Origin of the sequence: Neobacillus drentensis (assembly GCF_036962765.1) — a bacterium.
Lineage (GTDB): Bacteria > Bacillota > Bacilli > Bacillales > Cytobacillaceae > Neobacillus > Neobacillus drentensis_C.
The window spans coordinates 1-2419 of the sequence record NZ_JBALOS010000417.1; the positions used below are offsets into that span (position 1 = coordinate 1).

The 2419-nt window shown below is 34.5% G+C and carries 3 protein-coding genes; 2 read left to right on the forward strand and 1 reads right to left on the reverse strand.

The annotated features are described in order from the left end of the window. Positions 1 to 91: 91 nt before the first annotated feature. On the reverse strand, positions 92 to 880 hold the full coding sequence (locus tag V7137_RS30265; RefSeq protein ID WP_335701496.1) for an HAD family hydrolase: 789 nt from the start codon (positions 878 to 880) through the stop codon (positions 92 to 94). Between the two features lie 276 nt (positions 881 to 1156). Here V7137_RS30265 and V7137_RS30270 point away from each other — a divergent pair, with 276 nt between their 5' ends. Then, positions 1157 to 1885 carry a polysaccharide deacetylase family protein gene (locus tag V7137_RS30270; RefSeq protein WP_335701497.1) on the forward strand — a complete coding sequence of 243 codons (729 nt, stop codon included), beginning with the start codon at positions 1157 to 1159 and terminating at the stop codon, positions 1883 to 1885. A 130-nt stretch (positions 1886 to 2015) separates the two neighbouring features. After that, positions 2016 to 2363, forward strand: a complete 348-nt coding sequence (locus tag V7137_RS30275; RefSeq protein ID WP_335701498.1) for a hypothetical protein — start codon at positions 2016 to 2018, stop codon at positions 2361 to 2363. Positions 2364 to 2419: the final 56 nt, after the last annotated feature.

Here is a 2419-nt window from a genome sequence, read left to right on the forward strand (position 1 = left end):
GTTATAAATAGTACAATAAAGGGTTATAAAAAGTGCAGAGCCTTTCAAATGGTTTGAAACTCTCTGCACTTATTTTTATTAGCCACAAAATTTAGTTAACGAGACCAAGCATTTTTAATCCATTAAAAATACCAGAATCAGTTACTTCTGTTGTTCTATGTTTTGCGTATGGAAAAAGATCTGGATGACCGTTTCCCATCACGAATCCTTCCCCAACATTTTGAAGCATTTCCTTATCGTTCATTCCATCGCCAAAGGCAATTGATTGTTCTTTAGCGATGCCTAATTGCTCTAACACGACTTGAACTCCATACCCTTTGTTCACATTGTCTCGAATTACATCATAGCAGTGACGCATTCCCTCGACATTTACTTGGGATAAATGGATTCCTTTTTCATTTTGATAAAGAGCAGGATCCTCTTTTTTTAGATTGACCAGTGTCATTCCCAAGACAGCACTATTGACCGAAGGAGAATAGGGTTCATTTTTATGTAAGTGAAATTTGTGCATAAATGCAATGGATATCTTTGATTCCATATTGGTAAATACGTTTTTACTATTTGTATATAAAACCACTTCATGGTGGTTCTCCTTCGCTATTTCTAAGAAATTCTTAACCGTTGAGCTATTCATTGGTTTCTGAAATATATCCTCACCTTTATAAATAACATAAGCGCCGTTATATCCAATAAATGAGTGAATATTCAACTCTTTAGCAAGCTCATCTATCTCATGAAGCGGTCTGCCAGTTGCTAAGAAAACCTCCAAGCCTTTTGCCTGGACCTGTGAAATTGCCTCTTTTGTGGAATCCTCAATTGTATCATCAGGTCTCACTAAAGTTCCATCGATATCTAAAAATAAAACTTTGTATGTTGCCATGCAAGCAGCTCCTTCTCTGAAGAATATTGTTTTTAGTCTACCACTTATTGTTTAAGGAAGTCACTTCGAGTAGATTGTATTTTTAAAATTAGGTAAAAAAAGTAAATAAACCAATTGACAAACCGACGGTCGGTTATTTGTAGAGTGGAGAATGAAGCGAAAAAAGAAAATTTCGTCTGATAAAACTGCTCATTCATTCATCAAATTGTGATGATTTGAATAGTGTGGAGGAATAATAGGGGAGAGATATCAAAATGTAAAAAGTGAGGCATATATATGAAAAAAATGATCGTACTACTTCTAGCTCTTTTCCTTTTTCCCAACATTGTATCAGCAAAGCAAAAAGTTCCTATCTTAATTTATCACTCCATCGCTGAATTTAACGGTAGTGGATCAAAAGAGCTATATGTAACTCCTAAAAACTTTGAGAAACAAATGATTTTTTTAAGAGATCATGGTTATACCTTATTAACTTTCGAGCGTTGGCACGAGATTAAAACTGTCCCAAAACCCATTTTTATCACCTTTGATGACGGGTACAAAAATAATCTAAATGCGTTTTCAATTTTTCAAAATCTTTCAAAAGAAAATTTTCGGCCAACAGGTACCTTTTTTGTCATTTCTGATTTCATCGGAAGAGCAAATCGCTTAACAGAAGCGGATTTAAAAATGTTAGCAAATTCAGGATTCATCTCGGTTCAGTCACATACCGCGACGCATCCAGATTTAACCAAAGAGGACAATCTAAAATATGAACTAAAGGAATCGCAGGAAAAAATTCAACAAATAACAGGGCAACCCATTATTGCACTAGCTTACCCCTTTGGGAATACCAATGAACATGTGGTGGAAGAAACGAAAAAATATTATCTATATGGACTCACTACCACTCCTGGTCCCTTTTCTATGACAGGCCTAAAAAATGAACTCTACTATTTACCTCGAACTTATATAAAATATTCAACCACCCTTCAAGAATTCGAAAAAGCAGTGAAGGTAGACTAAAGATAGAACAATTACTTTTTAAAAGATAATGAAAAGACACTGTAAACTGCCCGCAATCTCTATGTAATCAAACAACGTTATAATAGAATAGTGAAAACATAATCTAGACTCTATTAGGGCGGGTGTTTACATGGAAGAGACATTGGCAAAATCCTACTTACAAAAGTCATTAGACGAGTGGAAGGATGATATTTCGCTAGTCTTAACTGAAATAGCGAATGAATATGATGAAGTAGCGCAGGAATTAAAGGTTTATTCCTACAAATATGGGATCACCAAACAAGTGATTCAATCGACGGTAAACGAAGAAATCATTGAAAAAATTCGAGACATGTACCATAAACCATTTGAAGAAAGCTATAACCAACTTAAAGAATACATAAAAGATCTAGAGGAAAAAAGGCGTGTTTTCCAAATGTTTATTCAAAAGATTGAAGAAGTCACAAGAAAAGAATCAGCGAAAATTACTACTTATTAGAAATGACTGATAACTCAAAAAGCAGCCTAATCAATTGATTGAACTGTAACCCATAA